The sequence below is a fragment of the Bacillus sp. FJAT-27245 genome (genome assembly GCF_001273955.1).
In the GTDB taxonomy this organism is placed as follows: Bacteria; Bacillota; Bacilli; order Bacillales; family Cytobacillaceae; genus Bacillus_D.
This window is the reverse complement of the sequence record NZ_LIGI01000001.1, coordinates 3,674,102-3,699,736: the sequence shown is the minus strand read 5'-3', so window position 1 is coordinate 3,699,736 and position 25,635 is coordinate 3,674,102. Positions and strand designations below refer to the sequence as shown.

38 protein-coding genes are annotated in these 25,635 nt (G+C 41.5%); 26 read left to right on the top strand and 12 right to left on the bottom strand.

The window, feature by feature from the left end; translation table 11 throughout:
• Nucleotides 1-39: 39 nt before the first annotated feature.
• The 7 genes from ADU24_RS18280 (at nucleotide 40) to ADU24_RS18240 (ending at nucleotide 5,318) form a co-directional block, all read left to right on the top strand.
• The gene (locus ADU24_RS18280) at nucleotides 40-480 is read left to right on the top strand and encodes an NUDIX hydrolase (protein ID WP_053367976.1); all 441 of its coding nucleotides are present in this window, start codon (nucleotides 40-42) and stop codon (nucleotides 478-480) included.
• Between the two features lie 98 nt (nucleotides 481-578).
• Entirely contained in the window at nucleotides 579-854 is a 276-nt protein-coding gene (locus tag ADU24_RS18275; RefSeq protein ID WP_053367975.1) for a hypothetical protein, read from the top strand.
• A gap of 569 nt (nucleotides 855-1,423) precedes the next feature.
• Nucleotides 1,424-2,518, top strand: coding sequence for a metallophosphoesterase (locus tag ADU24_RS18265; protein ID WP_053367973.1), 1,095 nt, complete (start codon nucleotides 1,424-1,426; stop codon nucleotides 2,516-2,518).
• Between the two features lie 49 nt (nucleotides 2,519-2,567).
• Nucleotides 2,568-3,002: a DUF4275 family protein gene (locus tag ADU24_RS18260; protein WP_053367972.1), complete on the top strand. Its 435-nt coding sequence runs from the start codon at nucleotides 2,568-2,570 to the stop codon at nucleotides 3,000-3,002.
• Nucleotides 3,003-3,068: 66 nt separating this feature from the next.
• Nucleotides 3,069-4,031: an alpha/beta hydrolase gene (locus ADU24_RS18255; protein WP_053367971.1), complete on the top strand. Its 963-nt coding sequence runs from the start codon at nucleotides 3,069-3,071 to the stop codon at nucleotides 4,029-4,031.
• Nucleotides 4,032-4,517, top strand: coding sequence for a hypothetical protein (locus tag ADU24_RS18250; protein ID WP_053367970.1), 486 nt, complete (start codon nucleotides 4,032-4,034; stop codon nucleotides 4,515-4,517).
• A 387-nt stretch (nucleotides 4,518-4,904) separates the two neighbouring features.
• Nucleotides 4,905-5,318, top strand: coding sequence for a hypothetical protein (locus tag ADU24_RS18240; protein WP_053367968.1), 414 nt, complete (start codon nucleotides 4,905-4,907; stop codon nucleotides 5,316-5,318).
• Between the two features lie 69 nt (nucleotides 5,319-5,387).
• On the opposite strand, the gene ADU24_RS23145 is transcribed toward ADU24_RS18240, so the two are convergent.
• Nucleotides 5,388-5,558 (bottom strand): hypothetical protein, encoded by a 171-nt coding sequence (locus ADU24_RS23145; protein ID WP_156324627.1) that lies wholly within the window; start codon nucleotides 5,556-5,558, stop codon nucleotides 5,388-5,390.
• 198 nt (nucleotides 5,559-5,756) lie between these two features.
• Between ADU24_RS23145 and ADU24_RS18235 the strand changes: the two genes are divergently transcribed.
• On the top strand, nucleotides 5,757-5,945 hold the full coding sequence (locus tag ADU24_RS18235; protein ID WP_197277530.1) for a hypothetical protein: 189 nt from the start codon (nucleotides 5,757-5,759) through the stop codon (nucleotides 5,943-5,945).
• A gap of 104 nt (nucleotides 5,946-6,049) precedes the next feature.
• Complete coding sequence (locus ADU24_RS18230; protein WP_053367966.1) at nucleotides 6,050-6,811, top strand: SDR family oxidoreductase; 762 nt, start codon at nucleotides 6,050-6,052, stop codon at nucleotides 6,809-6,811.
• 248 nt (nucleotides 6,812-7,059) lie between these two features.
• Here the strand turns inward: ADU24_RS18230 and cspC are convergent, their stop codons facing one another.
• Nucleotides 7,060-7,260, bottom strand: coding sequence for a cold shock protein CspC (gene cspC, locus ADU24_RS18225; protein WP_053367965.1), 201 nt, complete (start codon nucleotides 7,258-7,260; stop codon nucleotides 7,060-7,062).
• Between the two features lie 561 nt (nucleotides 7,261-7,821).
• Between cspC and ADU24_RS18220 the strand changes: the two genes are divergently transcribed.
• The 4 genes from ADU24_RS18220 (at nucleotide 7,822) to ADU24_RS18205 (ending at nucleotide 11,192) form a co-directional block, all read left to right on the top strand.
• On the top strand, nucleotides 7,822-8,436 hold the full coding sequence (locus ADU24_RS18220) for a hypothetical protein (RefSeq protein ID WP_053367964.1): 615 nt from the start codon (nucleotides 7,822-7,824) through the stop codon (nucleotides 8,434-8,436).
• Nucleotides 8,437-8,504: 68 nt separating this feature from the next.
• The gene (locus ADU24_RS18215; protein WP_053367963.1) at nucleotides 8,505-8,987 is read left to right on the top strand and encodes an NUDIX hydrolase; all 483 of its coding nucleotides are present in this window, start codon (nucleotides 8,505-8,507) and stop codon (nucleotides 8,985-8,987) included.
• Between the two features lie 45 nt (nucleotides 8,988-9,032).
• Nucleotides 9,033-9,572 carry a nucleoside deaminase gene (locus tag ADU24_RS18210; protein ID WP_231689706.1) on the top strand — a complete coding sequence of 180 codons (540 nt, stop codon included), beginning with the start codon at nucleotides 9,033-9,035 and terminating at the stop codon, nucleotides 9,570-9,572.
• 585 nt (nucleotides 9,573-10,157) lie between these two features.
• A complete protein-coding gene (locus ADU24_RS18205; protein WP_053367962.1) occupies nucleotides 10,158-11,192 on the top strand; it encodes a DUF1835 domain-containing protein in 1,035 nt (344 codons plus the stop codon).
• Between the two features lie 247 nt (nucleotides 11,193-11,439).
• Here ADU24_RS18205 and ADU24_RS18200 read toward each other — a convergent pair whose 3' ends face one another.
• Nucleotides 11,440-11,658 (bottom strand): hypothetical protein, encoded by a 219-nt coding sequence (locus ADU24_RS18200; RefSeq protein WP_053367961.1) that lies wholly within the window; start codon nucleotides 11,656-11,658, stop codon nucleotides 11,440-11,442.
• Between the two features lie 428 nt (nucleotides 11,659-12,086).
• On the opposite strand from ADU24_RS18200, the gene ADU24_RS18195 reads away from it, so the two are divergent.
• Nucleotides 12,087-12,710: a hypothetical protein gene (locus tag ADU24_RS18195; RefSeq protein WP_053367960.1), complete on the top strand. Its 624-nt coding sequence runs from the start codon at nucleotides 12,087-12,089 to the stop codon at nucleotides 12,708-12,710.
• A 21-nt stretch (nucleotides 12,711-12,731) separates the two neighbouring features.
• Here ADU24_RS18195 and ADU24_RS18190 read toward each other — a convergent pair whose 3' ends face one another.
• Complete coding sequence (locus ADU24_RS18190; protein ID WP_082306969.1) at nucleotides 12,732-13,085, bottom strand: hypothetical protein; 354 nt, start codon at nucleotides 13,083-13,085, stop codon at nucleotides 12,732-12,734.
• Between the two features lie 131 nt (nucleotides 13,086-13,216).
• On the opposite strand from ADU24_RS18190, the gene ADU24_RS18185 reads away from it, so the two are divergent.
• From ADU24_RS18185 to ADU24_RS18130, 12 genes are all read left to right on the top strand, one after another.
• Nucleotides 13,217-13,555, top strand: a complete 339-nt coding sequence (locus ADU24_RS18185; RefSeq protein ID WP_053367958.1) for an NIPSNAP family protein — start codon at nucleotides 13,217-13,219, stop codon at nucleotides 13,553-13,555.
• 92 nt (nucleotides 13,556-13,647) lie between these two features.
• Nucleotides 13,648-14,082, top strand: coding sequence for a MarR family winged helix-turn-helix transcriptional regulator (locus ADU24_RS18180; RefSeq protein ID WP_053367957.1), 435 nt, complete (start codon nucleotides 13,648-13,650; stop codon nucleotides 14,080-14,082).
• On the top strand, nucleotides 14,079-14,621 hold the full coding sequence (locus ADU24_RS18175; protein WP_053367956.1) for an NADPH-dependent FMN reductase: 543 nt from the start codon (nucleotides 14,079-14,081) through the stop codon (nucleotides 14,619-14,621). Before ADU24_RS18180 ends, ADU24_RS18175 begins: the two co-directional genes overlap by 4 nt.
• A 311-nt stretch (nucleotides 14,622-14,932) precedes the next feature.
• Nucleotides 14,933-15,421 carry a DinB family protein gene (locus ADU24_RS18170; RefSeq protein ID WP_053367955.1) on the top strand — a complete coding sequence of 163 codons (489 nt, stop codon included), beginning with the start codon at nucleotides 14,933-14,935 and terminating at the stop codon, nucleotides 15,419-15,421.
• An 83-nt stretch (nucleotides 15,422-15,504) separates the two neighbouring features.
• Entirely contained in the window at nucleotides 15,505-16,014 is a 510-nt protein-coding gene (locus ADU24_RS18165; protein ID WP_053367954.1) for a GNAT family N-acetyltransferase, read from the top strand.
• 244 nt (nucleotides 16,015-16,258) lie between these two features.
• A complete protein-coding gene (locus ADU24_RS18160; protein ID WP_053367953.1) occupies nucleotides 16,259-16,459 on the top strand; it encodes a hypothetical protein in 201 nt (66 codons plus the stop codon).
• On the top strand, nucleotides 16,456-16,875 hold the full coding sequence (locus tag ADU24_RS18155) for a hypothetical protein (protein ID WP_053367952.1): 420 nt from the start codon (nucleotides 16,456-16,458) through the stop codon (nucleotides 16,873-16,875). The genes ADU24_RS18160 and ADU24_RS18155 overlap by 4 nt, the downstream gene beginning before the upstream one ends.
• A 200-nt stretch (nucleotides 16,876-17,075) precedes the next feature.
• Entirely contained in the window at nucleotides 17,076-17,552 is a 477-nt protein-coding gene (locus ADU24_RS18150; RefSeq protein ID WP_053367951.1) for a DUF2975 domain-containing protein, read from the top strand.
• 10 nt (nucleotides 17,553-17,562) lie between these two features.
• A complete protein-coding gene (locus ADU24_RS18145; RefSeq protein ID WP_053367950.1) occupies nucleotides 17,563-17,784 on the top strand; it encodes a helix-turn-helix domain-containing protein in 222 nt (73 codons plus the stop codon).
• 193 nt (nucleotides 17,785-17,977) lie between these two features.
• The gene (locus ADU24_RS18140; protein WP_053367949.1) at nucleotides 17,978-18,427 is read left to right on the top strand and encodes a hypothetical protein; all 450 of its coding nucleotides are present in this window, start codon (nucleotides 17,978-17,980) and stop codon (nucleotides 18,425-18,427) included.
• A gap of 158 nt (nucleotides 18,428-18,585) precedes the next feature.
• Nucleotides 18,586-19,014, top strand: a complete 429-nt coding sequence (locus ADU24_RS18135; RefSeq protein WP_053367948.1) for a DUF1801 domain-containing protein — start codon at nucleotides 18,586-18,588, stop codon at nucleotides 19,012-19,014.
• Nucleotides 19,015-19,224: 210 nt separating this feature from the next.
• Entirely contained in the window at nucleotides 19,225-19,431 is a 207-nt protein-coding gene (locus tag ADU24_RS18130) for a DUF2187 family protein (RefSeq protein ID WP_053367947.1), read from the top strand.
• 163 nt (nucleotides 19,432-19,594) lie between these two features.
• Here ADU24_RS18130 and ADU24_RS18125 read toward each other — a convergent pair whose 3' ends face one another.
• From ADU24_RS18125 to ADU24_RS18090, 8 genes are all read right to left on the bottom strand, one after another.
• Nucleotides 19,595-20,134, bottom strand: a complete 540-nt coding sequence (locus tag ADU24_RS18125) for a DJ-1/PfpI family protein (protein WP_053367946.1) — start codon at nucleotides 20,132-20,134, stop codon at nucleotides 19,595-19,597.
• A gap of 140 nt (nucleotides 20,135-20,274) precedes the next feature.
• Nucleotides 20,275-22,014: a hypothetical protein gene (locus ADU24_RS18120; protein WP_053367945.1), complete on the bottom strand. Its 1,740-nt coding sequence runs from the start codon at nucleotides 22,012-22,014 to the stop codon at nucleotides 20,275-20,277.
• 164 nt (nucleotides 22,015-22,178) lie between these two features.
• Complete coding sequence (locus tag ADU24_RS18115) at nucleotides 22,179-22,559, bottom strand: DUF4181 domain-containing protein (RefSeq protein WP_269432250.1); 381 nt, start codon at nucleotides 22,557-22,559, stop codon at nucleotides 22,179-22,181.
• Nucleotides 22,560-22,664: 105 nt separating this feature from the next.
• The gene (locus ADU24_RS18110) at nucleotides 22,665-23,084 is read right to left on the bottom strand and encodes an RDD family protein (protein ID WP_053367943.1); all 420 of its coding nucleotides are present in this window, start codon (nucleotides 23,082-23,084) and stop codon (nucleotides 22,665-22,667) included.
• Nucleotides 23,085-23,134: 50 nt separating this feature from the next.
• Nucleotides 23,135-23,800 (bottom strand): HAD family hydrolase, encoded by a 666-nt coding sequence (locus ADU24_RS18105; protein WP_053367942.1) that lies wholly within the window; start codon nucleotides 23,798-23,800, stop codon nucleotides 23,135-23,137.
• A 33-nt stretch (nucleotides 23,801-23,833) separates the two neighbouring features.
• Nucleotides 23,834-24,436, bottom strand: coding sequence for a hypothetical protein (locus ADU24_RS18100; protein WP_053367941.1), 603 nt, complete (start codon nucleotides 24,434-24,436; stop codon nucleotides 23,834-23,836).
• Between the two features lie 78 nt (nucleotides 24,437-24,514).
• Entirely contained in the window at nucleotides 24,515-25,027 is a 513-nt protein-coding gene (locus tag ADU24_RS18095; protein ID WP_156324626.1) for a hypothetical protein, read from the bottom strand.
• Nucleotides 25,024-25,596: a hypothetical protein gene (locus tag ADU24_RS18090; protein WP_053367939.1), complete on the bottom strand. Its 573-nt coding sequence runs from the start codon at nucleotides 25,594-25,596 to the stop codon at nucleotides 25,024-25,026. The genes ADU24_RS18095 and ADU24_RS18090 overlap by 4 nt, the downstream gene beginning before the upstream one ends.
• Nucleotides 25,597-25,635 lie beyond the last annotated feature (39 nt).

Below are 25,635 nucleotides of genomic sequence, written 5' to 3'. Positions count from 1 at the left end.
GAATAGTTAGCAACCAAACATTTTATGGAGGGTATCCGTATGTTTATCGTAAATGTAGAAGGCGCTATTAATAAGGGTGGAAAATGGCTGTTAATTAAACGCAGTGAGAAAGAGGAACATGCCGGGGGCACACTTTCCCTTGTCGGCGGCAAGGTGGAGAAGGAAGGTGCCTCAATTGATATCTTGGAAAAAACACTTCACCGGGAGATTGCTGAAGAAGTGGGGGTTGAAGTCGATAATCTGCGATACGTTACAAGTACTTCCTTTGTAACGGATAACGGGCTGGCTGTCGTAAATATCGTGTTCCTTTGCGACTATAAATCTGGTGAGGCTTTTGCGAAATGTCCAGATGAAGTGGATGAGATTGTCTGGATGACAACTCAGGATATCGCGGGCCATCCCAATATACCGATGTATTTGAAGGATTATGTTAGGCTTGCTGATAAATTGGTCGGAGGGAACCCTGCTCCGGTTTTGTAATTAATATTTTTGGTTGGTTCAGTTTGGAAAAGTTGCAAAAGTTGACCACGGCGAAAATATGCTAAAGGAATTTTAGTAATTTTGTAGGGGGGGTCAAAATGGAGCAGTTAGCAGCTTCCATAATTGCCCTGGGTGTTTGTGTGCTTCTATCAATTTGGCATTTATCCAATGCAATTATCTCTTCTTCGAGTAATTATCCGCAACACATCAGTGTCGACCAAAACACAGAGGGAAGCTTGGAATTGGTCGTTAACGAGGGCTGGCTTTATCTCTATGACAAAAGGAGCGGGAGATCTGGAAAAAACCAGACAATGCGGAAGCCAACTGGGAAAGGGTTAAGCATTATTCGGAATGAAGTGTTTTTAAGCTTTTGAAAAGGATATCGCCATAGTTATGTTGAGGGATTTAGCGTAGATGGCTTGAAAAAGTAGTTATTGGGAATTAAACAGGATTTAAGTCTTCGGGAGGTGAATAAGCTGGTAATGACGCGGTGGGACTCCAACTTGAACAACCCCCTTGTATACATGAACAAGCTTCTTATCATTTTAATCTTGTTCTTCGGTATAAAAGGGGCCATCTTTAGTTCTGACACATTTTTGGACTTGGCCATTTCTCTATTTTTATATGCTGTTTTTTGCTTCATAAACGGTATTAAAGGAATTCAAAGCAAAACGGCCAAATTAGAAATAGTTGGTGACTTGTTTGTAGGTGTTGTTTTAATTATGACGTGTGGTTATTTTGTTCTCCTATATTTGTTAAATACCTTTAGTGGAGTAGACTTTTAACGGGAGGAAATACTGAGCAGCCAATATGACAAGCTTTTTTTCAAATGCGAAGTCCATTAAAGGATTATCGCTTTTTTTGTGGAATTTTATAACAAAGGTGTATTGAGTTTCGACACTATTTTTACAAAAAGAAGGATACATATGAGGGGAAGAACACTTTGGATAAGATAAAAAAATTGAAGCTTCCGGAAAACGGGAGGGTAATTGTTATCTCTGATATTCACGGGGAAATCGGCCATTTTAAAGATCTTTTGAAAAAAGCAGAATTTAGCAGTGAGGACTGCTTAATTATTAATGGTGATCTATGCGAAAAAGGTGCCAATAGCAAAGAAGTTGTCCGGCATGTGATGAAGCTTGCCGCTACCAACCCGAATGTGCATGTTATTGAAGGGAATTGTGACGCGCTCGTGGAGCATCTTCTAAAGGAAAACCCGAAGCTGCTGGATTATATGAATGCACGAGGCAATACCCATTTCAAGGAGTTGCTGGATGAAATCGGTTTTCAACTGGATGAAAAAACGACCATCCAGGAAGTGAAGGAAGTTTTGCTCAGCCACTATTCCAAAGAATTGGAGTGGTTGGCCAATTTGCCGACAGCCATTGAAACGGACCGCTACATCTTTGTCCATGCGGGCTTGGAGGACAGGGAGGATTGGAAGGAAACCGAGCGAAGCAATGCGCTGGCGATGCCTTCTTTTTTGGAAAAATCGCACCGCGCTGGCAAATTTGTCGTTGTTGGGCATTGGCCAGTTGTGAATTACTCAACCGACATTCCGTCCGATAATCCTATTATTGATGAGGCGAAAAAGATAATCGCCATTGACGGCGGCAACGTCATAAAGCCAACAGGGCAATTAAACGCCTTTATCATCAAACGGACATCGGAAGGCGATTCGTTTTCCCATCTGTATGTAGACAAGCTGCCGACCAGGGCTGCCACCAAGGATTTTGCCGCTGATTCAGCAATGAAGGGCTCGATTAATTATCCGTTCTACACAATCATTCCTGTCGAAAAAGGGGAGTTCTTTACTCTATGCCGGCAACCGGAATCTGGCAAGCTCATTCATGTGAAAAACGAATATATTATTCAAAAAGAGAATGGAGATTTTACGATTAAAGCAGATGTATCCTGCGCCCAAATCAGTGTAAGCAAAGGGGAAACAATGTCTGTCATAGATGAGGAATGCTCGGGGTATGCCTTGATTAAAAAAGGCGGCAAGGCTGGCTGGATTTTGAGAGAGTGTCTTGGATAAATTGGAGTGGTGATTGAACCTGGTAACCAGGTAAACTCGGAGGATTGGGATGAACATAGTAGAAATACTTAAAAACAAAAACATTAAGGTAAGAGAATTACCGAAATGGGGAGGGTATTTGCGGAAGGAATGGGAAACCCATTTCGCCAATCATCTAAGTAACGAAGAAAAAAAGGCAATCTATCTATTTAATCAAGGTGGGTATTGTGGTTATTTATGGCATGTATTTAGTTATAAAAAGAAAGATTGTCTTGAAGGTGAAAAGGCCGAAGTTGCATTTAATGATGAGCGGAAAAATGAATGTTATATCTTCTTTCAAGACTCTGATTACGCATTGCAACTTGCGAATGCATCAACGCTTAACACCTTAGATTTACTTGATGAAACGGATAATGATATGTACATAGTAGATAAACAGTTTCGCTGGACGTTTGTCATGACGCACGAAATCGGTTTGTGCGGGCCTTATTTTAGCAGAAGGTAAGGATTCAATCATGATAATTTGCTTAGTAAAATTCCTGATACTCTTTGAATAGTATGGAGGCTAAACATGATCTTCCCAACAATTCTTCGAAATACTTTAGGAACGATAGGATTTCCTTTTACAATCTGGAATTTGGCGATGGATCGAAAAAACAGAGTCGAACCGCCAGGCCAGATTATAAAAACGAAAAACGCGGATATACATGCAATTGTAACCGGGGAAGGACCAATTACGGTAATATTGGAAGCCGGATTTAGCTCGGTTTCAATTGACTGGTGCTATGTTCAGCCGGAAATTTCCAAGGTTGCCCGTGTCATTTCCTTCGATAGGGGGAATTTTGGCTGGAGCAGGACAAGACGGAAGACCATGACTTCCCTTGATAGCGTCGAGGAAATACGAGAAGTGCTGGCTCATCTTAACATCAAGCCGCCCTATATTTTGGTGGGCCATTCCTATGGGGGCCTTTCAATGCGGTTGTTTGCAAGCATGTATCCGGATGAGGTGGCTGGCCTTGTTTTGGAAGATGCAGTCCATGAAAGCCAGTATGTGATAACACTTGAAAATAAGAAGCGAATCAGGAAATTCAGGCGACTTGTGGCGATGGGATATGTTACATCACTGGTCGGTATTCCGAGAATGTTTAAACAGAAAATTGGCAGGAAATTTCTCGAAAAGAAGTATGACCGCTCGCTAAACTACATCGGCTATACATTAGGCGCTTATCAATCAGCCTATCGTGAATACCTTGATTCAGAGAAGTCAGCCAAACAACTTATAAACGCCCATCCTTTGCGAAAAAATTTACCGGTTATTGTGATAAGTGCAAAAAAGCAGCCGGGCAGTTGGAAACAACAACAGCAATTATTATTGAATTTAACTAAAACGACCGAACACATTGAGGCAGACACAGGGCATTCCGTGCATCTTGAAAACCCAGGGATTGTAATAGATAACATTAAAAAGTTGATTAAGGTGAATCAAGAGGGGAAAACAGCCCTTTATAAAAAAACTGAAAGGATTATCAATTAAATGACCGAATTTAAAACCACTGTCGACAAGGAAGTACATAAGAAATTAGCAATCGAGTTATTCAATTACACATGGGATTTAATTGAAACACCCACTCGAAGCGAAGCAGACGATGAAAACATGATAAACGCAGCCCACGCTTCTCGGTTTCATTGGGGAATAGCAGGAACGCCCCTGCAGTTTGCCAGAGGTGAATGGCAAACTTCACGGGTCTATTCGCTCATGGGCAGAGCTGAACCTGCCCTGTATCATGCAAAAAAGTCCTTGGACCTTTGTTTGTCCAATAACCTTGGCGATTTTGATTTGGGTTTCGCGTATGAAGCACTGGCCCGTGCATATGCGGTCGAGGGTGACATGCGGCAGCGTGACGAACACATTTCTTTAGGAATGCGGGCTGCAGAACAAGTCCAAAAGGAAGGCGATAAGGCATGGCTGCTTAAAAACGTAGATACAGTTGCCACGCTTTCTCTTCCAAAGTGGGAGTAACTGAAATTTCGAGAGGGTGGTGGGGCGGTGATTTATTTTCTTATTTTTGTTTCCTTATTATTATCTGCGGCGGGCTCTGTCCTCGTTTTAAAAAAGAGAAGCAAGAAGTGGTTGGCATGGTTTGTTGCATTTTGTTTAAACACAATTTTTCTAGGAACTGCCACGTGGGTTTTCTATCTAACAAATGACGAGGTAAGGTTATTTGGCTTTGGGCACACGAATGTTTATCAGTTGATAGTATCAATCCCACTCCTTGCTTGGATAAATATATATATACTTGAATTTGCAAAACGCAAAATGGCAAAAAACAAAGCCGTCTAACCACTTTTTAAATAGTGGAACATTATTGCTGCATTTCCGTATATAGTTAGAAAAAGGGGGGTTTTTATGAAAAAATTCCTTCATTATCTGGGTAGCACCCTTTTCGTCTGCATTATTTTATATATGGGAATGAAGTACCACTTTCATCTTAAAAAAGAAGCTGAAGCGACGTATCAAATGCTTCCGTTGTTATTTTTTGCAGTCGTCTCTCCAATCGTGATCGGGATGGTGCTGCGGCTACCTAAGCTGATTCTGGAGATTCTGGAACGAAAGCGATGGACGTTTGATTGGGCTAAAATTGTCGCTGTAGGGCTCCCTGCACTGTATGTTGCGATGCTGCCATATGTATATTACACGCAAATTGGAGGGCATTTGCCCCTCGCAAAAGAGTTCGCAATTTTGGAATATTCCGCCATCCCAACAGCGGCAGGGATTATTTTTGGATATGTTTTGTTGGACAGCTTTAAAAAACCTGATTGAATGTATGTAAGAAGTCCGCCGGGAATATTCTGGGCGGACCAATTTTTTGAAAACTTTCCTGTCTCTCTTTTAATAAAAGAAAAGTGGAGCAATCGCCGCGCCAGTAAAGCCGCCGAGGAATCCTCCGGCAAATCCTCCCGCAAATCCCGGACCGAAACCATAGCCACGGAAGCCAGGGCCGTAACGGTAAGGAGGATATCCCCTGAACCTAGGACCGTACCCATAACGATAATAACCCATTCCATTCACTCCTTTAGTAGATAGCATTGCTTTCGCCGAATGGGTCAAGCAACCTTACTCCTACTATATGGAATTAACCTTGTGCCTGTACTCAACAAATGCGGAGATATGAGTTAATATTTTTAAATAAGGCCTTTGAAGCAGTGAAGCAGGGGACGGATCTACTGTTTCATTGGCGAAAGAAATGGGTGCATTATAATGAAAGATTTTCACTGCTGTGCGACCTGCCAGCATTTCCGGGCCGAGAAAATGGCTGCAGGAATGAACTACTACTGTAGCCGGCTTGGGTACAAAACGAAACCAACCTATAAATTTAACTGCTGGACCCCAAAGGAGCATGTACAAGAGCTGATGAACAAGAAAAATATGGGCCAGGCGGGCAGTTAAGAATTCGTTTGAGAAAGGGCGTTCCTAAAAGGAATACGCCTTTTTTTGGTGAATAATACTTTATAAAGTGATCGGTACGATGTTTGGGATTGGAGGGAAATACAGTGAAAATTTTGGTGACGGGTGCGACAGGAAAACTTGGATCCGCTTTAGTAGACCATTTAAGAGAATCGGATAATGAAATAAGGTTAACCTCCAGGAAAAGGCCGGAGTATCCTGGAATCTTTGAATGGGTGTACTGCGATTTAAAAACAGGTGAAGGCATTACTGATGCGCTAAAAGATGTGGATGTGGTCCTGCACGCAGCAACAAGCCCTTTAAGGGATTCGACTATCATCGAGGTGACCGGATTTGAACGGTTTTTGAAGGAAGCGGGGCATGTAAAGCATTTTATATACCCGTCCATAGTGGGAATTGAAGATATTCCGATGAGATACTACAAATTAAAATGTGAAGCCGAGGATTTGTTGAAGAATAGTCCAATTCCATATTCAATTGTCAGGGGCACACAGTTTCACCATTTTGTTGATCAATTATTTTTATCAAAGCCTCTCTTAAAAAGATACATCCTTCCGGGAAAGTTTAAATTCCAGAGTGTCGATGTATCTGATTTCGCTAGGCATTTAATTGATATATTGAATGCAGGTCCTCAAGGCAAAAGTGATGACTTTGGCGGCCCGGAACTATTGACCTTAAAGGAAATGGCTTTAATGAAGGCTAAAGCAATGAATGAACCAGCAAAAGTCATTAGCATACCGATCCCCGGGAAACTCTCAAACGCCTTTATTAACGGTAAAAACACAAACAAGGCTCAAAAAAGAGGAAAAACCACTTTTGGCGAGTATCTTAAAAAATCTGGTATTTAAGCGGAAAGGACTGAGTTGGGGTGGCGAGACAAGGCAACATTTAAATTCCGAAAAAAATTTGTTCCAAGAATCGTATCTTATCAATCGATATGGTATACTGTAAATAACCTTTTAAGCTTTAAATTTTTTACATTACCGGCACCATGTCCCTACTCGAACGTTGAGTAGGGTTTTTTATTGACCATTTTTTTAAAAAGCATAAAAAAACAGGCCCGATACGGAGCCTGTTTTAAAATCAAATTTTATAATTAAGCTTTTTGAACGTTAGCAGCTTGTGGTCCACGAGCGCCTTGCTCAACGTCGAAAGTTACTTTTTGGCCTTCGTCTAAAGACTTGAAGCCTTCGCTTTGGATAGCAGAGAAGTGTACGAATACATCGTCACCGTTTTCGCGTTCGATAAAACCAAAACCTTTTTCTGCATTAAACCATTTAACTGTACCTTGTTCCATTTTTGTTGCCTCCCAGTGCGTTAGCGCACAATGTATTACTATCCTTGCCCAAAGTGAATTTCAAGACGAAGAGTGAAAATTCATACAATCCTTTGCACCGTGCAAAAATAATTCTTCTCTATCATAACAGTAATCGGAAGATATTGCAAATAGGCCAAAAACACTATCTTTAATCCGGAATTTTTATGAAAAAAATCCATCTATATAGGTTGAAATAAAAATTGGGTTCCAAAAGTGAACGAGGTGGTTGATTTCCGCTCCGGGCATTTCGCTTTCCGCGGGGCGTCAGTGGAGCCTCCTCGTCGCGTTGCTCCTGCGGGGTCTCCCCTTGCCGCTCAATCCCGCAGGACAATTGGCTTCCTCGAATGGGCTTTGCACGAAGGAAATGCGATAGCATTTTCGAGGAGTCTACATGCCTGAGCTCCAATCAACCAGCTTCTCAAACTATAGGGTTATCTCAATGTATAAGATAAAATCTTTTATCAGAATTATTGGAATCATTATCACGAGAATCCCTCTTTCTGGTAAAATGGAATTATAGGATGGAGAGGGGGCAGAGATGTGAATAAGCGCATTAAGCCGCTAGTACTGATTGCAACTGCCGTACTGCTGATGGCCGGCTGCGAGACCCAAGCCGGCAGCCAAGCCCACATCAAGCTGAAAAGCGTTGAAGAACAAAGAGAAATTTTAGAAACGTACACACTCGACGATTATAAAACCATCTATGAAAATGTACCGGATGAGGCGAACAGGCTGGAGAAGGATCAGGATTTGCAGAAATGGGTGATCCGGACATTGGCCGAGGAAAAATTGCTTTATGATACAGACTTATCCGACAAACAAGTAAAGGCGCTCGCCAAAGAGGCGATGGAAAAGGATAAGCTTTGGAAATCAATCGCTAAGAAAAAATATGGGGTTATCGCCAGTGATGCCGAAATCGATCGCTATATCGAGGAGGGGGCGGATACAAGCGGCCTGCCGCAGCATCTTGCCATTGCTGCAACGTTGAATATGTCGCTGGAAGAGTATAATCATGGCTTCGACCGGGACATTTATGAAAAAGCGGTCATCTGGCAAAAATTAAAGCCGAAGCTCGAGAAGAAATATAACACAACAAACAACGAAATGCTGGCTGAGAAGTTTGATGAAGAGGTAGAGAAAAACTATAAAAAATAGCTTTTAGGAAAGGGGTTGGCAGATGCTGATGCCTTTCCATTTTTAAATAACGAATTGGGGGAAAAAGCATGGCAATGCCAACACACATCGCGGCAGCGGGAGGAATCGTCGAAAACGAACAAGGAGAAATCCTTTTGGTAAAAACACACAATCAAGGATGGGTATTTCCCGGTGGGCAGGTGGAAATCGGCGAAAACCTGATTGATGCGGTCATCAGGGAAGTTAAGGAAGAAAGCGGCATTGATATAGAAGTCTCCCACTTGATTGGAGTGTATTCAAACACGGCAATTTATAAATGGTACGATGGCGTAACGGATGTGCCGACTAAGGTCATGTTTGATTTTGTTTGCAAATTCGTTGGCGGAGAATTGGGGACATCGGATGAAACAACAGACAGCAAATGGGTTCCTAAGGAGAACGCCCTCGATTATATCGAGACGCCGGCAATCCGCACCCGCTACCAGGCTTATTTGGATTTCAATGGGAAAACCACCTACATGGAATATGTGACCCGGCCGGATTTTGCTGTGAAACTCAATCGGACTGTTTAAGGATGAAGAAGCGCTGGGGGATGGCCCAGGCGTTATTCACTTTTGATGAAAATTTATAAAAAGGTAATTCCTATGGATTTAGACCGCTACTTTTTGGAACTTGCTTTAGAAGAGGCCGAAATTGCATTTAATGAAGGCACAATCCCAATTGGCGCGACCCTAGTTGACCACGAGGGTAACATCATTAGTAAAGGTAGAAACCGCGTATTCACTAAATTGGATCCATCATGCCATGCTGAAATTGATGTTATAAGGCAGGCTGGGGTTAAGTTGTTGAACCCACAATATAAGAATAGGTGTACTCTATATTCGACAGTAGAACCATGTCCTATGTGCTCCGGGGCTTTGATTCTAGCGGATATTTCAAGAGCTGTTTGGGCGTTAAGCGATGATTATCTTGGAGCATTGAGAATTATGAAAGAGGGGAAACATTTTAGGCATAAATTCGATAAAATAGCGATAACACCAATGCCTTATAGAGATTTGGCTATCCGTTCCCAGGAACTTCATCGAAAGTGGGATGAGCGACGTGGGGTTAAGTATCTTGTAAGTGATATTGCTGGGGAAGTAGAGTCAAAGAAATAGCAGGTTTTAACAATGCTTTGGCCATATGCGCTGAAATTCAATAAGGGTTAACCCCTTATGTGAACTCTTAATTGAGCATATATAGGAGGTTAGTTAAACCATAATCACATTTATAACCCTTAAGCATTGCATCTAGAAATAACCATAATTATTATAAAGATAACTAAAATAGCCTCGAGTGTAGCGTATTTGTTTTCAGTGGACTTGTCTTTTCGTAAAATTTTTCTATACAGTGCTTAGATTTTTATTTTTTTAATTTTTTCATCATGTTTATTCATTCCAGTCCCCCCCCCTTAACAAATTTTGGATTACATATTAACTTTACTATAAAATGGTTATAGTGAGATACCTTATTATCCTGAACAAGTCCATTGGAAGGGGACAATTTTGCAGAGATATTTTAAAATGATGACTTACCGGGTGCTTATCCTCAATAGCCACTTACTGATTGCAGAATGCTTGGAGTAATATCAATGATATGCTCCAAGCCTTTTTCAGTGTTAATTTAATCCCACAATTGCTCGTTTTGCGTGGTGATATTTGGATAAAAGATAAATAGCTTCTGCTTAAGAGGGAGTGGCTGGTTTGATCCATGAATTGAAAAGATTCGTAAACAATTGCAGCGAAGAAGAAGCGAAATCACTTTTATTCCTCATTTTAGCGAGAATTGAAATGGCGGAGGAGTCTGGTATCCCTGCTGAACAATTAAGTGAGGATCTTAGAAAGCTTTATGCTGATTTTAAAAATAAAGCCGGCCAACCCAACCTATGGAACAGTCAAAAACCGTCTGCGGTTCATATTGTGTTTGGCGATTCAACTTTCTCCATGCTAAAGCATGTGTTGAAAACGGAAGGACTTGCTGAAAAGGAACAAGTTATCGGGTTTCCGGACCTTTTTGCCATTGGGCCATTGGCGAGGCTCGATGAGGAGGCGGGTCTTAGTAAGAGGGATGAGTGGTTAAATAATCACATCCACTACGACCAGGACGACCTCGATGAATATCATGCAAAGATGAAAAACGCGATTAAAACGGTTAAGGCTATACCTGAAGGCATTCCAGTTCATGTCTGGAGTGGAGAAAACGCTCACGAACAAACCGGTGCCTGCTTTGCTATGCATCTGTTAAGCGGGAAAAAGAATGATGTTACCGTATTCAACACGACTTCGCGGTATAAAGAACAATTTAACACTGCCGAAATAGAATACGATCCTCTGCATACCGGTGAACTCCATCCTGAAAAACTTTGGTCAATTTTTGTGGAAAATAGAAACATCATCCCACTCACACCGGAAGACCGACTTAAGCTGGAAAACGAATGGATAGAGATATCAGCCGCAAAAGCTGTCCTCAGAATTTGGGAAGCGGGAAAAGTACGCAACGTAGAGGAAGATTTTTTCGATGAAACATTAATCAATATAGCCAAGAGGCTGCATAAGAAGCAAAAGAAAAAGGAATTCTTGGTCGCTGCGAGAATTATTGGGGAGGCAATCGGCGAAATCGAACAATATGCCGGGGATGCTTTTTTGGAATACAGGCTGAGGCATCTAATCGCTGCGGGCGTATTTGAGATCCGGGGCACGACGAAAGCTTTACGTTATTATAGTGTGAAGCTCCGTTAACATTATTTGTAAACGGGATTACCGGAAGAAAAGGCCTAATCAGCCAAGATATCTGACTGGGTTCCCGTTTATTTTTCCAAAAGTATTCGAAAGTAGCCATTATTTTCAATGCAATAAAATGCTCCCAAGGTCTTTAGCAAATTGACCCTTACTTAAAACATAAGTGTAAATCCATTCACGTGTAAATCCCATAGCAAATAGCCAATCCACCCCACATTTAGGACGACCACACCAACCAATCCTATTCCTAAACCTTTTGTAAATTCTTTGTTCCGATTTTTAAATATATGATTAACGGAACTACGTAAAGTCCTTGGTAAAATCCAAAAAGATGCAAAATATCTTCCGCTAACTGATCATTGCTAAACGTTCCTATCTCTCTCTGTAAAAACAACCAAGATCCTAAAATTGTCAAGAACCCCGTTCCGCCTACCAATATTATCCCCTTTTTCTTATCTTTACTCATTACAAATTCACCCCTGCTCTGATACCCTTTCTTCCAGCACCCCATGAGTTAAAGGTGCATTATCCCATCAATTACACGGCCGTTAAGTTCAATTTCCTGAGAATCAATAGGCCATGGAAAGCCTTGTTCGTAATTTGCAAAATCGATTTTATATTATTTTTGAATGGGTCACTTCTTCTCTGCCATTAAAAACATGGGTCTTACCAGACTAACAATCAACACCATTCCAATTAGCCAAAAAATACTTCCGCATTCCAACCCCACCCTAATTAAATCAATTATACTAAACTATTGCAGGGTAGATGTTATTTAATGTTAAAATAGTGATAATATGGATCGGGGTCAGAGGATGTACCACTTGAACTAGTAGGAATAGTTTTTGATCCCATAATTTTTATAAAAAGAAGCGCGATGAAGGAGGCCGTACCGTGGTTGAGAAAAAAAGCATCGATGTCGAGCAAATAAATATTGTGGATGAAAACGGGACAGTAAGGCTTAGTCTATTCAACAATCAGAATATCCCTCCCGCAATAATTGACGGGGAAGACATCCTTCCGGGGCATCGGCAATGCGACCCAATCGCGGGGCTCATGTTTTATAACGCGGAGGGTGATGAGGCAGGCGGCCTTATTTTTGGAAGCGAGCGGGATGAAAATGGCAATTATACGGCTTCCGCAAGTTTGACGTTCGACCAATACAAACAGGACCAGGTCGTTCAAATGCACTACTCTGGTGAAAATGGCAACAATACATATGGCTTTTCAATTTGGGATCGCCCCAATACATCATTAAAGGATCAAGTCAAAAAAGACCTGGAAATCAAACATTCAACTATGCCAGAGAACGAGAAGCAGGCGGAATTGGACAAGCTGTGGAAAGGCCATGCACACCGTGCGTTTATGGGGAAAACTGCGAACGGGGATGTAACGGTTCAGCTCTCTGACAGCAAAGGCCAGCCCAGAATCCGCATGGTCGTTGATTCCAATGATGTCCCGAGAATGGAATTCCTGGATGGGGACGGGAATGTAATTTACAAATTGCCTCCTGAGTGAGGGACCTTTTTAAAAAGCAGCTTAGTTTGTTCTCTTCCCAGCCAGCTTTACAGCGATATACTGCGGGATTAAATTCAACATGCTGACGGTGAGCAAAAGCGAAGTGGCTGTCAAAGGTTTAAAATAATATCCCCATCGGTCACCCCCAGCCATTTGGCTTGAAAAATAAAGTGATACGCCAACCGACAAAAGATTCCCGATTATAATCAGGAATGGATAGCCCTTTGATTTGCTGAAAAAAGCAAGTACGGCAGGAACTAAAATCAAAAACAGGTAACCAAACATGGAGCCATCTTTATAATCCTGGTACATCGCAAAATAGCCAAAGGGAAAGCAATAAGAAATCAATATGAAACAAACCCAAACCTTTTTCACTCTGCACCTCATTAGTGTAATTTTACACTAATTGTAACGTGATTTAACTGAAAGTTCAATCACTTTCTGAATCACAAGAATACGGACTTTAAGATCGATTACTTACCAAGATGAAAGGGGAACGAAAATGTATGTTTTATCGTAGAAAATTTTACATTGTGAAAAACGAGTTTGTAGAAGTTTTTAATAGGCACTTCAATGAAACGAATTTTCCAAATCAATTAAAACATGGTGCCCGGCTAGTCGGCCGTTGGATGGTGCCGAACGACGAAAAGACAACCGAAATTTTCGCGGTTTGGGAGTATGACAGCTACGAAAGATACCAGGAAATTGAAGCGAATGTCCGCGGCGACCGAGAACATGTCGAGCGAATTAACCAGTGGTACGAAGCACATGGCGGCAGGGATTTTGTCGTGAAAGAATATATTCTAAAAATGAAAAACGAAGAGTTGAAGACTACTGTATTTTAAAATAAAGAACTCTCAAGCCCCAAAGCTTGACCTTGTAAATTAATCCAGCTATTATTGTTGATATATCAACGTTCTAAAGGAGGCGGGGCCAATTGGATGAAAATAAACACATTGGACTCTTAATCCGGAACGCGGATTTGACGATTGCGAATTACGTCAAGAAGCAGCTGGAGCCGTTCAACCTTGCTCCCGAGCAGAATTTGATTATGATGATGCTTTGGGAAAAGGACGGGATTTCGCCGAATGAACTCTCCCAGCATTTGAAAAAGGATAAGGCAAATATCGCCCGCATGATTGTGAGCCTTGAGAAGAAAGGCTACATCAAACGAATGGCTGATCCCCTCGACAAGCGGACATTCAAAGTTCTCTTAACGGAAGAGGGCAGACAGCTTGAATGTCGTGTGGCTCCCATTTTAGAAGAGGCCAGCCGCACTGTAATGAACGGAATTAGTCCCGAACAAGCAGTGCAGCTGCGAAAGCTTTTAACAAAAATTATTCACAACATAACTGGAGGACAAGCAACATGAAAATCGTAGCAATAGTAGGAAGCATCAGAAAAGATTCGTTAAATATGTATCTGGCAAAAACAATGCAGGGACGCTACCAGGACAAGCTGGATATTGAAATCGCCGACATCCGATCCCTGCCTCATTACGACCAGGACGAGGAAAACAACCCTCCGCAGTCAGTTAAAGATTTTAAACAATCAATTGCGAATGCGGACGGGGTTATCATCATTACCCCTGAATTCAACTGGTCCATTCCCGGTGTTTTGAAAAATGCTCTCGATTGGGCATCCCGCGTGGACAAGGTATTTATCGGCAAGCCGGTATTCCCAATGGGAGTCACCATGGGGACACTCGGAACCATCCGCGCGCAATTGCACCTGCGTGAAATTTTGACTGCCCTTCAGGCGAAGCAGCTCCCGCCAGCAGGAAATGAAGTGCTCATCGGCTTTGCCAACCAGAAATTCGATGCTCGGACAGGACGTTTGGTCGATGAACAGACACTCGGCTTCCTCGACAGCAAAATGGAAGTGTTTATTGACTTGATGAAATCGGTGTAACCCAGTAATTCAGACAGGATCTTTTTGAAAAAACATAGTCTATCCGTTGAAATGCGTTTCCACTTATTAAGTGGGGACGCATTTTTATTTTAAAAATGAAAAAGTTTATTGGAGGCTATTCAGACAGCGCCCGTGGTTTCCCGGCTTGTGAGTCAGAAGAGCCCCTGACTTCTGACGGCTTTTCTGTAAAAGTGGGACAATTAGAGGCCGCTACAGTGCGGTATTTTTACTTTGGGGAAGAGGGAAGGTGAATTTGCCTTTCATCTCGAATAGATAACCATTAGGAAAAGCATTAGAAGGATGGTGGAACCGTGATTCATGCAAAAGATGTTTTAGCCGATCAGCTCCTGGCAAATGCGAATGACCCGAGCTGGTATATTCCTTTTTTACAATCGGTGGAAAATTTGACTGAAGAACAAGCCTTTTGGAAACCGGATGAAGGAAGCTTCAGTATTGCTGAAATCGTGCAGCATCTACTTTACTGGAACCAATCGTGGCAAACCCGGTATCAAAGCGGTAATGTAAACGCTGTGCCGGCACTTTCAAGCAATGAAGAAAGCTTTATAATTCCAGAAAATAAAACGTTTATAGATTTAAAGAACCGGTTAGTAGGGGTGTTGCTACAATGGCAGGATCTTTTAACAGTGGAAAAAGTGGAAAGCGATGTAGTGGGCTTCTCTGTAAATGCGAAGTGGTGGGGAATCATTGCGAATCTAACAACCCACAACGCATATCACATCGGCCAGATTATCTATATCCGTAAGCTTCAAAAAAGCTGGCTCAGCATAGAAGACTGCTAAAACTGTAGGATTATTATTCGACAAAATCCTTCCATTTTTTGTGATAGCATAAAAATACAACAAATTTATTAGGGGGATGAGGGATGGAAGTGAACAATGTCCAATCGGTAAATATTAGGCCAATACGCATTGATGACTTTAAATTTGTATTGAACTGGAGCAGTGACGAAGAATTTTGCCTTGCAAATGGGTGGGAGACGAACAGGAACGAGGACGAACTATATCGGTGGTGGCTTCGCTGCGTAAAAAATGAAACCAACGATTTTGTTCGCATGGGAATTGAATTCGATGGAAAATTAATCGGGTATGCGGATTTAGCCGGTATTCATGGCCATTCCGCCGAACTAGGCGTTGCAATTGGTGATACTGCATATTGGGGTAAAGGCCTTGGGGTTAAGGCAGCCCAATGCATGATGGAGTACGGTTTTAAAAAATTGGACATCACGAATTTTACCGCTGAAACACATGAGGAAAATGTTCGCTCCAAAAAAATGCTTGAAAAGATTGGCTTTAAAGAAATTAGCAGGATTGGCCACGAGGAATACATGGGTGCAGAGAGCCGTCTGGTTCAATACCAAACTTCTTATTGGTAATTCCTATTAAATAAAAATAGAACATAGGTCTGTCCAAAATTAAAATTAGTTTTATTCTGTAGTTATTTTTTTGCATATGGTTAATTGAAAGACCCGCTACAGTCATTCCCAAAATATGATTTTGACTAGGAATATCCATTTTTAAAAGGGGCAGTCCTTTTTTCATGACAGATAAATCGAATTGCAGTGCGGCATAATGATATAATTTCCCTTTAAAGCTTAAAGCGATTAGGCAGGTTATTAAATGAGGTTATATACACTAAAGACAGAGTTTAATGGATATAAAAAAGGAACAAAGTTCTACCTGATTGCGGAGTCGGAATTCATCGGGGTTAAGGAGTTCGTGTTGAGAACGACTGACCTGTCGGGCAGGATATCGGTCAATGAAAGTGAACTCAATAAGAATTTTGTTTTCATAAAATATCAAAAGGGGGGATTTGCTTGAGAAATATTGAGTTTGAAAAAGAACTCTGGTTTGAATTAAAAGGACATTGTGAAGGCAGGCACTATATTATTGGCAATCCTCATACTTTTAACGGAAGAATATCTGCTTATTGTCTTCAAAAGGATGTGCTTTTTAATGTTTCGTTTGGGGAAATAGTGAATATGCCCCAAGAAACAAAGTATTGGATAAAGGGATATTTATCCGGAAACGAACCTTCACCTCCTGTTGATGAAGATGGCGATGTATACCCTCCAGAACACGAAGAATTTATTCGATGGCAGGAAAGTATTGATTTGTTTCACGAGACAGGATATTGGTATGCAGGGGACAGGGACTGTGAAGTTTGTGGGCGGAAATTGCTGAATTCTTGGACGGAGTTTGAATGTGAAAGCTGCTATAAAAAAGAAATGACTTAATTAGTTAAGTGCCATTGAACAAATTTTTCAATTTCATAGCTTAAAGATAAAAAACATTCCTCTGCAACGAAGAATGTTTTTATTTTTGTGCATAAAATTTGTTTTTCGATAATAACATAACAATAAATGATAATTATTTATTGTAAATCGATAAATATCCTGGTAAGATAAATTGAAAACAATTAGGTGAGGTGCTTTTTATGAAACGCGGTTCAACACTTTTTTTAAAAATCGCTGTTATGATTATGGGAATTCCCGTTCTTGCGATAGGCATATTCGGGTTGTATTGGTTATTGAGAAATCCTCCAAATCCGGATTATGCCCACATCCTGTATCCTATTGTAATCGGCATGTATGTGTCGGTGATTCCGTTTTTCGTTGCATTGGTGCAAGCATTTAAACTGCTAAGCTATATTGACAGGAACGAGGCTTTCTCACAATTGTCTGTTAAAGCTCTGAAGAATATCAAATTGTGCGCAATGACAATCAGTGGCTTGTATGTGGCGATTTTGCCATTTGTTTATGTCGTAGCAGAGCTGGACGATGCCCCGGGCCTCATCATAATTGGAATGGTCCCAATCTTTGCTTCACTGGTAATCGCAGTCTTTGCTGCTGTTCTCCAACGACTTTTACAAGAAGCGATTAATATAAAATCAGAAAATGATTTAACGGTCTGAGGTGAAAACAATGGCGATTATAATCAATATTGATGTGATGCTGGCAAAAAGGAAAATGAGCGTAACGGAGTTATCGGAGAAAGTGGGAATTACAATGGCGAACCTCTCCATTTTAAAAAATGGCAAGGCAAAAGCGATTCGACTTTCAACGTTGGACGCGATTTGCAAAGCTTTGGACTGCCAGCCAGGGGATATTTTAGAATACAAACATGACGGAGAAATTCAAGGATAAAGAAAGATAATTACCTTAACATGAAGGTTGAAAATGAATATATTCAATTACCATTGCGTTGGTCCAAAGAGGATTAACGCTTTTTTTATGGAATTATTTATTGAGCGGAGGCTAGATGAAGCAGAATTTGTTTACATGTACGTCGTGGAAAAACAGTTATTGTTCAAACTGGGGAGTTTAGGAGGAATGGTGCATGTCGGATTATGTAATAAAATTACTTCCTTGGCATCCTGAATTTATTCCGAGTTTTGACGCGATTAAAGAAGCCGAGTTATTCGTTAAATCAGTTTCGAATTACTTCAGTGATATTCAATTACTACTAACAGATGAGGTCCGATTCATAGACCTGGGCGAAAATTTTGAAACTGTCAGCTGTCAATTTTGCCATAGTGACTTAAGTATTGATTGGTGGGTTGAAGCGATGTCAGAAGCAGATACATCTCAATTCACTAATCTGCAAGTAATTGTTCCTTGTTGCCATATGGAATCTTCATTAAATGATTTAAACTATAAGTGGAATGCAGGATTCGCCCGGTTTTCAATAGAATTTTATAATCCCATTGTTGATAACTTTGAAGTCATATCCGAGAAACTTGAAGAGATACTTTCGTGTGAGTTTAGAAAAGTGTGGGCATGTTATTAAAAAAGGTTTGAAGTGCAGGGAGCAAAATTAAAAAAGGGCAGAGAACTCCATTTTTGATTCCCTATGAGGATAGAGTCCAAGCTTAGTACATGGTAGGAACTCGGGCAAAACAAAATTGGGCGAGCGGCTATGATTTTAATAAAAAAGGATGTGGTTAAATGAAAAACGAATCGGACAAACTGGCGAAAAAGAAATTGACTGGGCCCGAGCAGGTTGCGGAATTCATGGATAAACTTGACCATCCGCTCAAAGAGGAGATAGAGGAGGTCCGGAAAATAGTCTTGAGCTGCGATGGCCGAATCACAGAACATATTAAATGGAATGCACCGAGTTTTCTCATCGAAAATGACGATCGGATTACGTTCAACCTGAAAGGAAAAGGTTTTTTTCGCCTTGTTTTTCATTGCGGGGCAAAGAAAAGTCAGGAATCCCAAAAGGAACCTTTGTTTATTGACTACACGGGACTATTGGAATGGCAGACGAATGACAGGGCTTTGATGAAATTTTTTAATAAAGATGATGTGAAAGAAAAGGAAGATAGGCTCAAAGCCGTAATTGGGGAATGGATCAAGGCAACTGTGGAATAAGGTAGTTGCACATGCCGCATTGGTCGTAGGGGAATGTTAATCAAATCCGGATGAACGCATTTTTGAAACAGTCCATTTAATGAGAAAAATAGCAATAAACTACCAACAGTTTAGGCGTTTATTTCCGGTTTCCATAGGGAATAACAATTAGGATGCAAGAAAAATGGGGACATGACCCATAATTAGTAAGTAAGATTAGGGGGCATTGGTATGGCGAAAAAAAGAGCTAAAATTGGTGACCAAATATCATTTACCCGTAAGGATCACTCTTTAGAAGGAACTGTTGAAATTGTAAGAGACAACAGCGTAATAGTGGATGTCTCAAAAGAAACCGCGGATAGTCTGGGTTATGATACAACCAAAACTGTTGTAAAGCATTCCAATTATATGATTTTATCTTCGTCTGAAACGGCGTAATCCTTTTGGGAAAACAAGTTAAAAATAACTCTTGAAAACCAGTTCGTTATTATTGTCAACTTCTCGCTTAAAGCACAAAAAAGCTGTCCGATGTATCCAGCATCGGACAGCTTTTTGTTGCAGCCTGAAACGAATATGAGGGCAGCTTTATATTTTTCAAAAATCACTCCCGATACCAGCGCCCATCAAAATCAAGACTCAACGCTTTTCCAAATGTTACTCCGAACCGTACGAAGGCACTGCCCCTGGCGGTTATGATATTCCCGTCCTGGACGACCATATCCGGGGAGTAGTTGTCCATTTCAAAGACCCCTGACTTTATTATCCCTTCCATCGGCAGTCCGACGGTATATTTCTTTCCTTTCAAAACCCCTGCTTTTGCCAAAAGGAAGGGTGAACTTGAAATGCTTGCGATAATGTGACCGGCTGCACCAATCTTCCCGACGAAATCAAAAAGTTCCTGTTCATGCAGGAGCGTCCCGATATCCATGCATCCCGGCAATAAGAGGCTGTCGATTTCACCCATATTCACTTCATTAACCGTCGTATCCGCCACACAAGTAAGTCCGGACTCTCCCATAATAGGCGTCTGTTTCAGCCCGACCGTGACGATCGGTTTGCCCCCTTGCATTAAAATTGATAAAGCCACACTCAACTCGTATTCACTGAATTGAGGATACAGCACAACCGCTGTTTTTTTCATAAAAAACCTCCCCTCAAAAGAGTAGTATTCGAGGGAATCCCTAACATCCCTGCCTAAAACTTTTTTGCTGCGAAAACTTCAGACACAATAATTAAAAACTGCGCCTCCAGCCAATGGAGGCACAGCCAATAAATCTATTATCACTGAAAAAATTCGTAATAGTTGGACGTCGGAAGCAATGGAATTAGCGGGCTTCCTTCATCATCGGTTCTGTAATGGCTAATTGAAGCTTTTAAAACCTTATTCTCATCGTCCATGTATTTTTCACCGATTGTCGTTAACAAATGATTATGATAGAAAACATAATGATGCCACATCTTGGTTGAATATATTTCCTTCAGTTCCAGCGTCCTGTAATCATAGACACTGACAATCGTTCCACCGGTATAAAACTTTCCATCCTCAAGATTGAACCCCAGGCTGTAAAAAGCGTTAGGAGAACCCCCTGTAATCCTTTTGAAAAAGGTCATATCTGTTGCCTTGTCATTCGTTGTTAAAAAAACATTTCCAGAGCCGTTAAACAAATATTTTCCGTCTGGAGACAAGTAAAATAGTGGCGTCAACGGATAATCCCCATGATAGGGAGAACGGAAATGGTTCACACGGGAAAAATTATCGGTATATTGAAAGCCGGACATCTTTTTTATCAAGCCTTTAGCCCTAACTGTATAAAACTTATTCAGCGCTTCTGAAAATTTAATCGTGCTTTGGTCGGTGAAATCAACTACATATTCTGACCCCAAAAACTCGTAGGTTTTTCTAGAATACCGATAGACATGAGTTGATTGTCCAGATCCGGGAGTTAAATAGATATACGAATCGTCAACCGCAATGTCATAGGGGTCAATATTGATGGGGAATTCTTTGATAAGTGTGAATGTCTTTGTATCAATTACGGCAACTGCTCCACTTTGATTGTGAGACCAATAAGGATCATGTTCTTCCCTTGTCATCAATAATACATAGAGGACATCCCCGGATACCATCATCTTTTCCGTTTTAAGGTCCAGCTTCAGTACTTTCTTTTCCTTTGTTTTGTAATTGTATCGAATGACATTTTTTTGATTATCGAAACCGTAAACAAACGGCCTATTAGGGTCAGCAATCGGCTTTTTGATTGTATTTCCCGGTACCCAGACGAAGGAATCGTCCAAATACCTGGCTAATTTCACTCGGAAGGGCCGGTCTTTAAAATCCCAGATTTTCCTCTCGAGCGATTCTAAGCGAGTTTTTACAAGTTCACCGTCGGCAGTGAAATAAATCGAAATGAAACTATCTACCTCCATTTTAAGCGAAATAAAGGGCCTGGTTTCGTTTAAGAGTTTCTCACCGGGTGCTTTATATTTTGCTAAGATTGCGTCCCTAGTTGTTTTGCCATAGACCCTGTATAGGAGAATCGCCTGCTTATTGATTTCTTTTGAGAGCAAATGGAAGGCAGCTTCGGTATTTTTTTCTGTTGGGCCTGCAAGATATTTCTTATTAAAATCTTCAGTAAGGGCCAAGGTTTTTGTTCCCTGGTTAATGGCATCAATATAAGCCTGGGCCCTAGCTATTGGAAGGGAAACAGTTGAATTCAGTCTGGCTTCCAGCTCATTTCTTTTCTGAGGAGGGAGCGTTCTGACACGGTCTCGAGCTAGCTGAAGTTTGGCACGGGCATCGTTGTAATACTCCATTTTGGGGAGTGAGACAGGATTAGATGGATATGCTTTTACCCTGTAATCATAGGATGTTTCTTGCTTTAGGAGGGCCGCAGCCTTTTCCGCCTGTTGCACAGATTGAACTGCCTGCGAATAGGTAAAGGCAACCGCCGCTCCAGTATGAAAGGGGACCAAATTAAGGAAAAGGACCATCATACACAAAGAGAAAAATAACTTTTTCATTATTCACCTTTCCATTTCTTGAAGTTAATTCCTATATTACGGATTTTTACAAATAGTTTCATTGAGTAAATAATGGAAAGAGCGAGTGAGGAGGAAGATTTCAACAAAAAACGTATTCGGTTTTTAGGCCGAATACGCTTTTAGTTGCGATTGGGGAATAAATTTTAAATAGAAAGAATGCTGAAAATATCACCGGCAATCATGCCGACTACTAGAAAACCCATAAATAGCATTTCAATTATTGTCGCAACATAGGCTTTTCTGTTTTCATCATACTTCCATTCCATAACTGTGCGAACGGTTTCGGACACGAAAATAAAACTTAGTATAATGAACCACGACTCGAAATACCAGGGAATTTCCATGATGTCATTGCTAAGTGTGTAAAACGCAAAAATGATGTAAAGAACCACAAACATAATACGAACTGTCCAATCCGCGATTCTATGCTGCTTGTTTATATGATTATAGGAAAACCAATGCCTTCTCTCCACGCCTAATAATTTCCTTATAAAGTATCCAAAAATATTAATTACCGCCAACACCAGGAGCAATAATAAGATTAATTTCCCCGCACTACTCAATTCATTTCACCCCTCTCTTTTGAACCCTCATGGTACGACCCTCTGTTTCACTTTTAAAGGAAGAGCCTAATATTCATMCCCGACATATGTCCCGCCAATGAAATCGTGGACCGCTCTTTTGTCCTCGCGAATTAATACCATAAACAAACTCACGAGACTTGAAATTCCGAATGTAACAGAGGATAGCAGCACCTTGCCAACAACTTCGCGTAGAATCATATTCATTAAAGTGAGCGGCTGGTCATCCACTCGCATAATTCTTATTTTCAGCATGCGCTTCCCTACAACATAACCATTCCACACAAGTGGCAAAAGCGTTAAATAGACCATATAAACCAAATGAAACGCCCAGCTTGTTTCAGGGTAATAATTCCCAAATCCGCCTGCTAAAAAAGTAATCAAGAAAGTAACTGGCAAACCGACAAGTAAAAAATCTATAATATCCGCAAAAAACCGCAATCCAAAACCTGCTTGGGAATATTTCATTCGGCTCACTCCCTATAATTTTATTGCGTAAGCAGTTTATTTAACTAGTGCTACCCTCTAATAGGAATAGACGCTCTCAAAATCCCTATCTCTTCTAGTAAATCCTTCAAATCCTGTTTTTCCCTATCCAAATGAAACGCCCTCATCCCAACCCGCGATGCGCTTTCGACATTTTCAAGTTTGTCATCAATGAAAATGCAATCCCTGCTTTCAGCCTGAAGGCGTTCGAGTGCAAGTTTATAAATGGCTTCATCCGGCTTTTCGGTTTTCACATGTGCCGAGAGTATAATCGTGTGGAAATACTTCCGGATTCCCAATCTGTCAAATACCCAATCCATACTTGGCGTCGCGTTTGAGATGACAGCGAGCCGGTATCGACTATACAAATCCTCCAGTACTTCATCTGCCTCAGGGAACAACTCACAGTGATTGGCATAATGTGCGCAGAAAAATAGTTCCTCCATTAACTCGCTTGCCCCAAGCTCCCGAGCTATTGTTCCGTAATAGTGCTTGAAATAGCTCTCTTCCTCAAGCCACGTGGTCACGAAAGGCATCGGGATCTCTTTTGCCCTTTCAATAGCTAGGTCAATGTCCGCACGGCGGTAGCCCCTTGCTTCCAGAAGCCTTCTAATCCGGTCATCGCCCTTTATGAATGTATCAAAAAGAATCCCGCCGGCATCGAAAAAAATGACTTTTACATTTTCATATGACTGCATGAACAATCCCTCCAAACCGATTCTCGTAAAAAATCAATCTATCCGAAAGACGACTTCGAGCCCAGTTGGTTCTTTTTTAGGATGATTCCGATATTCTTTAAAAACGAGTTCCGTTCCTTGGAGATTGTCAGGCAGCGGCGGGGTCACGATGTATTTGTAATGATAATGGCCATTGGACCCGCCGCCTCTTGTCAGCCGGCACCTATAAGGTTCTTTCAGAAACATTTCGAAATTATGAGTATCGAACGGGTCGCCAATTTGTCGTTCCGGTTCATCCCAGTCAATTGTAAATTGAACGACACTGGCATTTTCGAATTGGCGGATAAACGAGAGGGTATAGTATCGATCGTCCATTTCGACTGTTTTTAAAAGTGAAATGTTCTTACGGTATCCAAATGGTTCCGGGGGTAAACGGAATTGTTCTTCATGCAGCAACCAGGCAAAAAGATTTCCGAGTAGTTCGGGGGCAATCCCATATTTTTCAGCCCAATCGGTAATCCGATCGAGTGGCGGAAAACCAGGATTATTCCCCGAAACCTCTTTCCGCTCCTGAATCAAGGCGCATATTTGTTCATCGATAACAGAAACCCGCTCATCATAGTAATCCGTAGGAGGCTCAAACCGATATTTTTTCAAAAGAATACCTCCCTCAGTGAAGCACAGGATCGACCCGGGTACTTCACTTTCTCGTACGATACACAATAAAAAGTCCTATCAGTGCGGCTGCACCGATACCGGGGAGCCACATGGAAAGTTCCTTTTTTCAAGATTGACTTCCTTCTTGGGCGGTTCACCGTTCCCCAAGACTTTTAAATCTTCCGCCGCGTTGGCCACCAGCGCTGTGCGGCCACACATTCCTGCCGTCAGGAATGGGGAGCCATTATGAATTTTCCGCTCCTTTGCGTACATTAAATACTTCTCGCTTTTATAAAAATGAATGGCGCACGACGTATTGAATTGGGGAAAGCTCATTTCAACCTGGGACCCCGAAGCACCCTTCCAAATCTGATCCACCTCGAATAACACTTTTTGGGTAGAAGCCCCTTCCCAAGTCTTCAGGACTTTTCCGGTAAAAACCGCATCTGAATTTTCGAGTTCTTCCTCAACAGACAAAACCCTCGCACAATCACAGGCAAAACTGACGGATGGCCCCGCCAGTAACACCAAAGCCACAACTAACAAAAAACTTTGAAGCAGGGGACGTACCATATGTTTCACTGCCTTCACTTTTTCGCCCCTTTCCAAACGAAGAATCCAACGAGTCCGGCAACCCCCACTACCGGCATCCACATCAGAATGGTACGGACTGGCACGGGCGGGTCCAACTCCTTCCGCAGGGACACCTGCTTTACCGGAGCTTCACCCCGGCCGAGGAATGTTAAATCCCCACCAGCTTTGGTGACTTCCGCCGACCTGTCACAAACACCGGTTGTCATGGCCGTTTTCTTTTTAAAATCGGGATTTTCCTTGGCGTAAATCAGATACTCTTTGCCTTTTTTAAAATCAATGTTGCATGAAGATTGATTGAACTGGAGAATGATCTGGGACTCCGAAATGCCTTTCCACGTGTCACTTACTTCAAAAAGAACTTTTATTGTCGGAGAATCAATTCCAGTCCCTTTTTCCTCATTAACCCCAATGACTTTTCCGGTAAAAACGGTGGTCGATTTTTCAAGCTCTTCCTCAACAGGAGGAAGGCCATCGCACTTGCATGCATAGCTCACCGACGAACCTAAGGTAACGAAAAAAATCCCGACAACCAGACATGCAATGAATACTAAAAACCTTTTCAACATACAATCCCTCCATAAGTAGGTGAAGCCGGAGTTAGGGAA

Bases quoted from the DNA above. Each gene is read 5' to 3' on its own strand.
- ADU24_RS18105 (WP_053367942.1), bottom strand. From the start codon at position 23,800: ATGCAGTCATATGAAAATGTAAAAGTCATTTTTTTCGATGCCGGCGGG.
- ADU24_RS18140 (WP_053367949.1), top strand. From the start codon at position 17,978: ATGTCGGATTATGTAATAAAATTACTTCCTTGGCATCCTGAATTTATT.
- ADU24_RS18090 (WP_053367939.1), bottom strand. From the start codon at position 25,596: ATGTTGAAAAGGTTTTTAGTATTCATTGCATGTCTGGTTGTCGGGATT.
- ADU24_RS18175 (WP_053367956.1), top strand. From the start codon at position 14,079: ATGAAAATCGTAGCAATAGTAGGAAGCATCAGAAAAGATTCGTTAAAT.
- cspC (WP_053367965.1), bottom strand. From the start codon at position 7,260: ATGGAACAAGGTACAGTTAAATGGTTTAATGCAGAAAAAGGTTTTGGT.
- ADU24_RS18130 (WP_053367947.1), top strand. From the start codon at position 19,225: ATGGCGAAAAAAAGAGCTAAAATTGGTGACCAAATATCATTTACCCGT.
- ADU24_RS18120 (WP_053367945.1), bottom strand. From the start codon at position 22,014: ATGAAAAAGTTATTTTTCTCTTTGTGTATGATGGTCCTTTTCCTTAAT.
- ADU24_RS18135 (WP_053367948.1), top strand. From the start codon at position 18,586: ATGAAAAACGAATCGGACAAACTGGCGAAAAAGAAATTGACTGGGCCC.
- ADU24_RS18235 (WP_197277530.1), top strand. From the start codon at position 5,757: ATGAAAGATTTTCACTGCTGTGCGACCTGCCAGCATTTCCGGGCCGAG.
- ADU24_RS18145 (WP_053367950.1), top strand. From the start codon at position 17,563: ATGGCGATTATAATCAATATTGATGTGATGCTGGCAAAAAGGAAAATG.
- ADU24_RS18275 (WP_053367975.1), top strand. From the start codon at position 579: ATGGAGCAGTTAGCAGCTTCCATAATTGCCCTGGGTGTTTGTGTGCTT.
- ADU24_RS18280 (WP_053367976.1), top strand. From the start codon at position 40: ATGTTTATCGTAAATGTAGAAGGCGCTATTAATAAGGGTGGAAAATGG.
- ADU24_RS18210 (WP_231689706.1), top strand. From the start codon at position 9,033: ATGAAAATTTATAAAAAGGTAATTCCTATGGATTTAGACCGCTACTTT.
- ADU24_RS18240 (WP_053367968.1), top strand. From the start codon at position 4,905: ATGAAAAAATTCCTTCATTATCTGGGTAGCACCCTTTTCGTCTGCATT.
- ADU24_RS18260 (WP_053367972.1), top strand. From the start codon at position 2,568: ATGAACATAGTAGAAATACTTAAAAACAAAAACATTAAGGTAAGAGAA.
- ADU24_RS18165 (WP_053367954.1), top strand. From the start codon at position 15,505: ATGGAAGTGAACAATGTCCAATCGGTAAATATTAGGCCAATACGCATT.
- ADU24_RS18150 (WP_053367951.1), top strand. From the start codon at position 17,076: ATGAAACGCGGTTCAACACTTTTTTTAAAAATCGCTGTTATGATTATG.
- ADU24_RS18250 (WP_053367970.1), top strand. From the start codon at position 4,032: ATGACCGAATTTAAAACCACTGTCGACAAGGAAGTACATAAGAAATTA.
- ADU24_RS23145 (WP_156324627.1), bottom strand. From the start codon at position 5,558: ATGGGTTATTATCGTTATGGGTACGGTCCTAGGTTCAGGGGATATCCT.
- ADU24_RS18125 (WP_053367946.1), bottom strand. From the start codon at position 20,134: ATGAAAAAAACAGCGGTTGTGCTGTATCCTCAATTCAGTGAATACGAG.
- ADU24_RS18185 (WP_053367958.1), top strand. From the start codon at position 13,217: ATGTTTTATCGTAGAAAATTTTACATTGTGAAAAACGAGTTTGTAGAA.
- ADU24_RS18255 (WP_053367971.1), top strand. From the start codon at position 3,069: ATGATCTTCCCAACAATTCTTCGAAATACTTTAGGAACGATAGGATTT.
- ADU24_RS18160 (WP_053367953.1), top strand. From the start codon at position 16,259: ATGAGGTTATATACACTAAAGACAGAGTTTAATGGATATAAAAAAGGA.
- ADU24_RS18200 (WP_053367961.1), bottom strand. From the start codon at position 11,658: ATGAGTAAAGATAAGAAAAAGGGGATAATATTGGTAGGCGGAACGGGG.
- ADU24_RS18215 (WP_053367963.1), top strand. From the start codon at position 8,505: ATGGCAATGCCAACACACATCGCGGCAGCGGGAGGAATCGTCGAAAAC.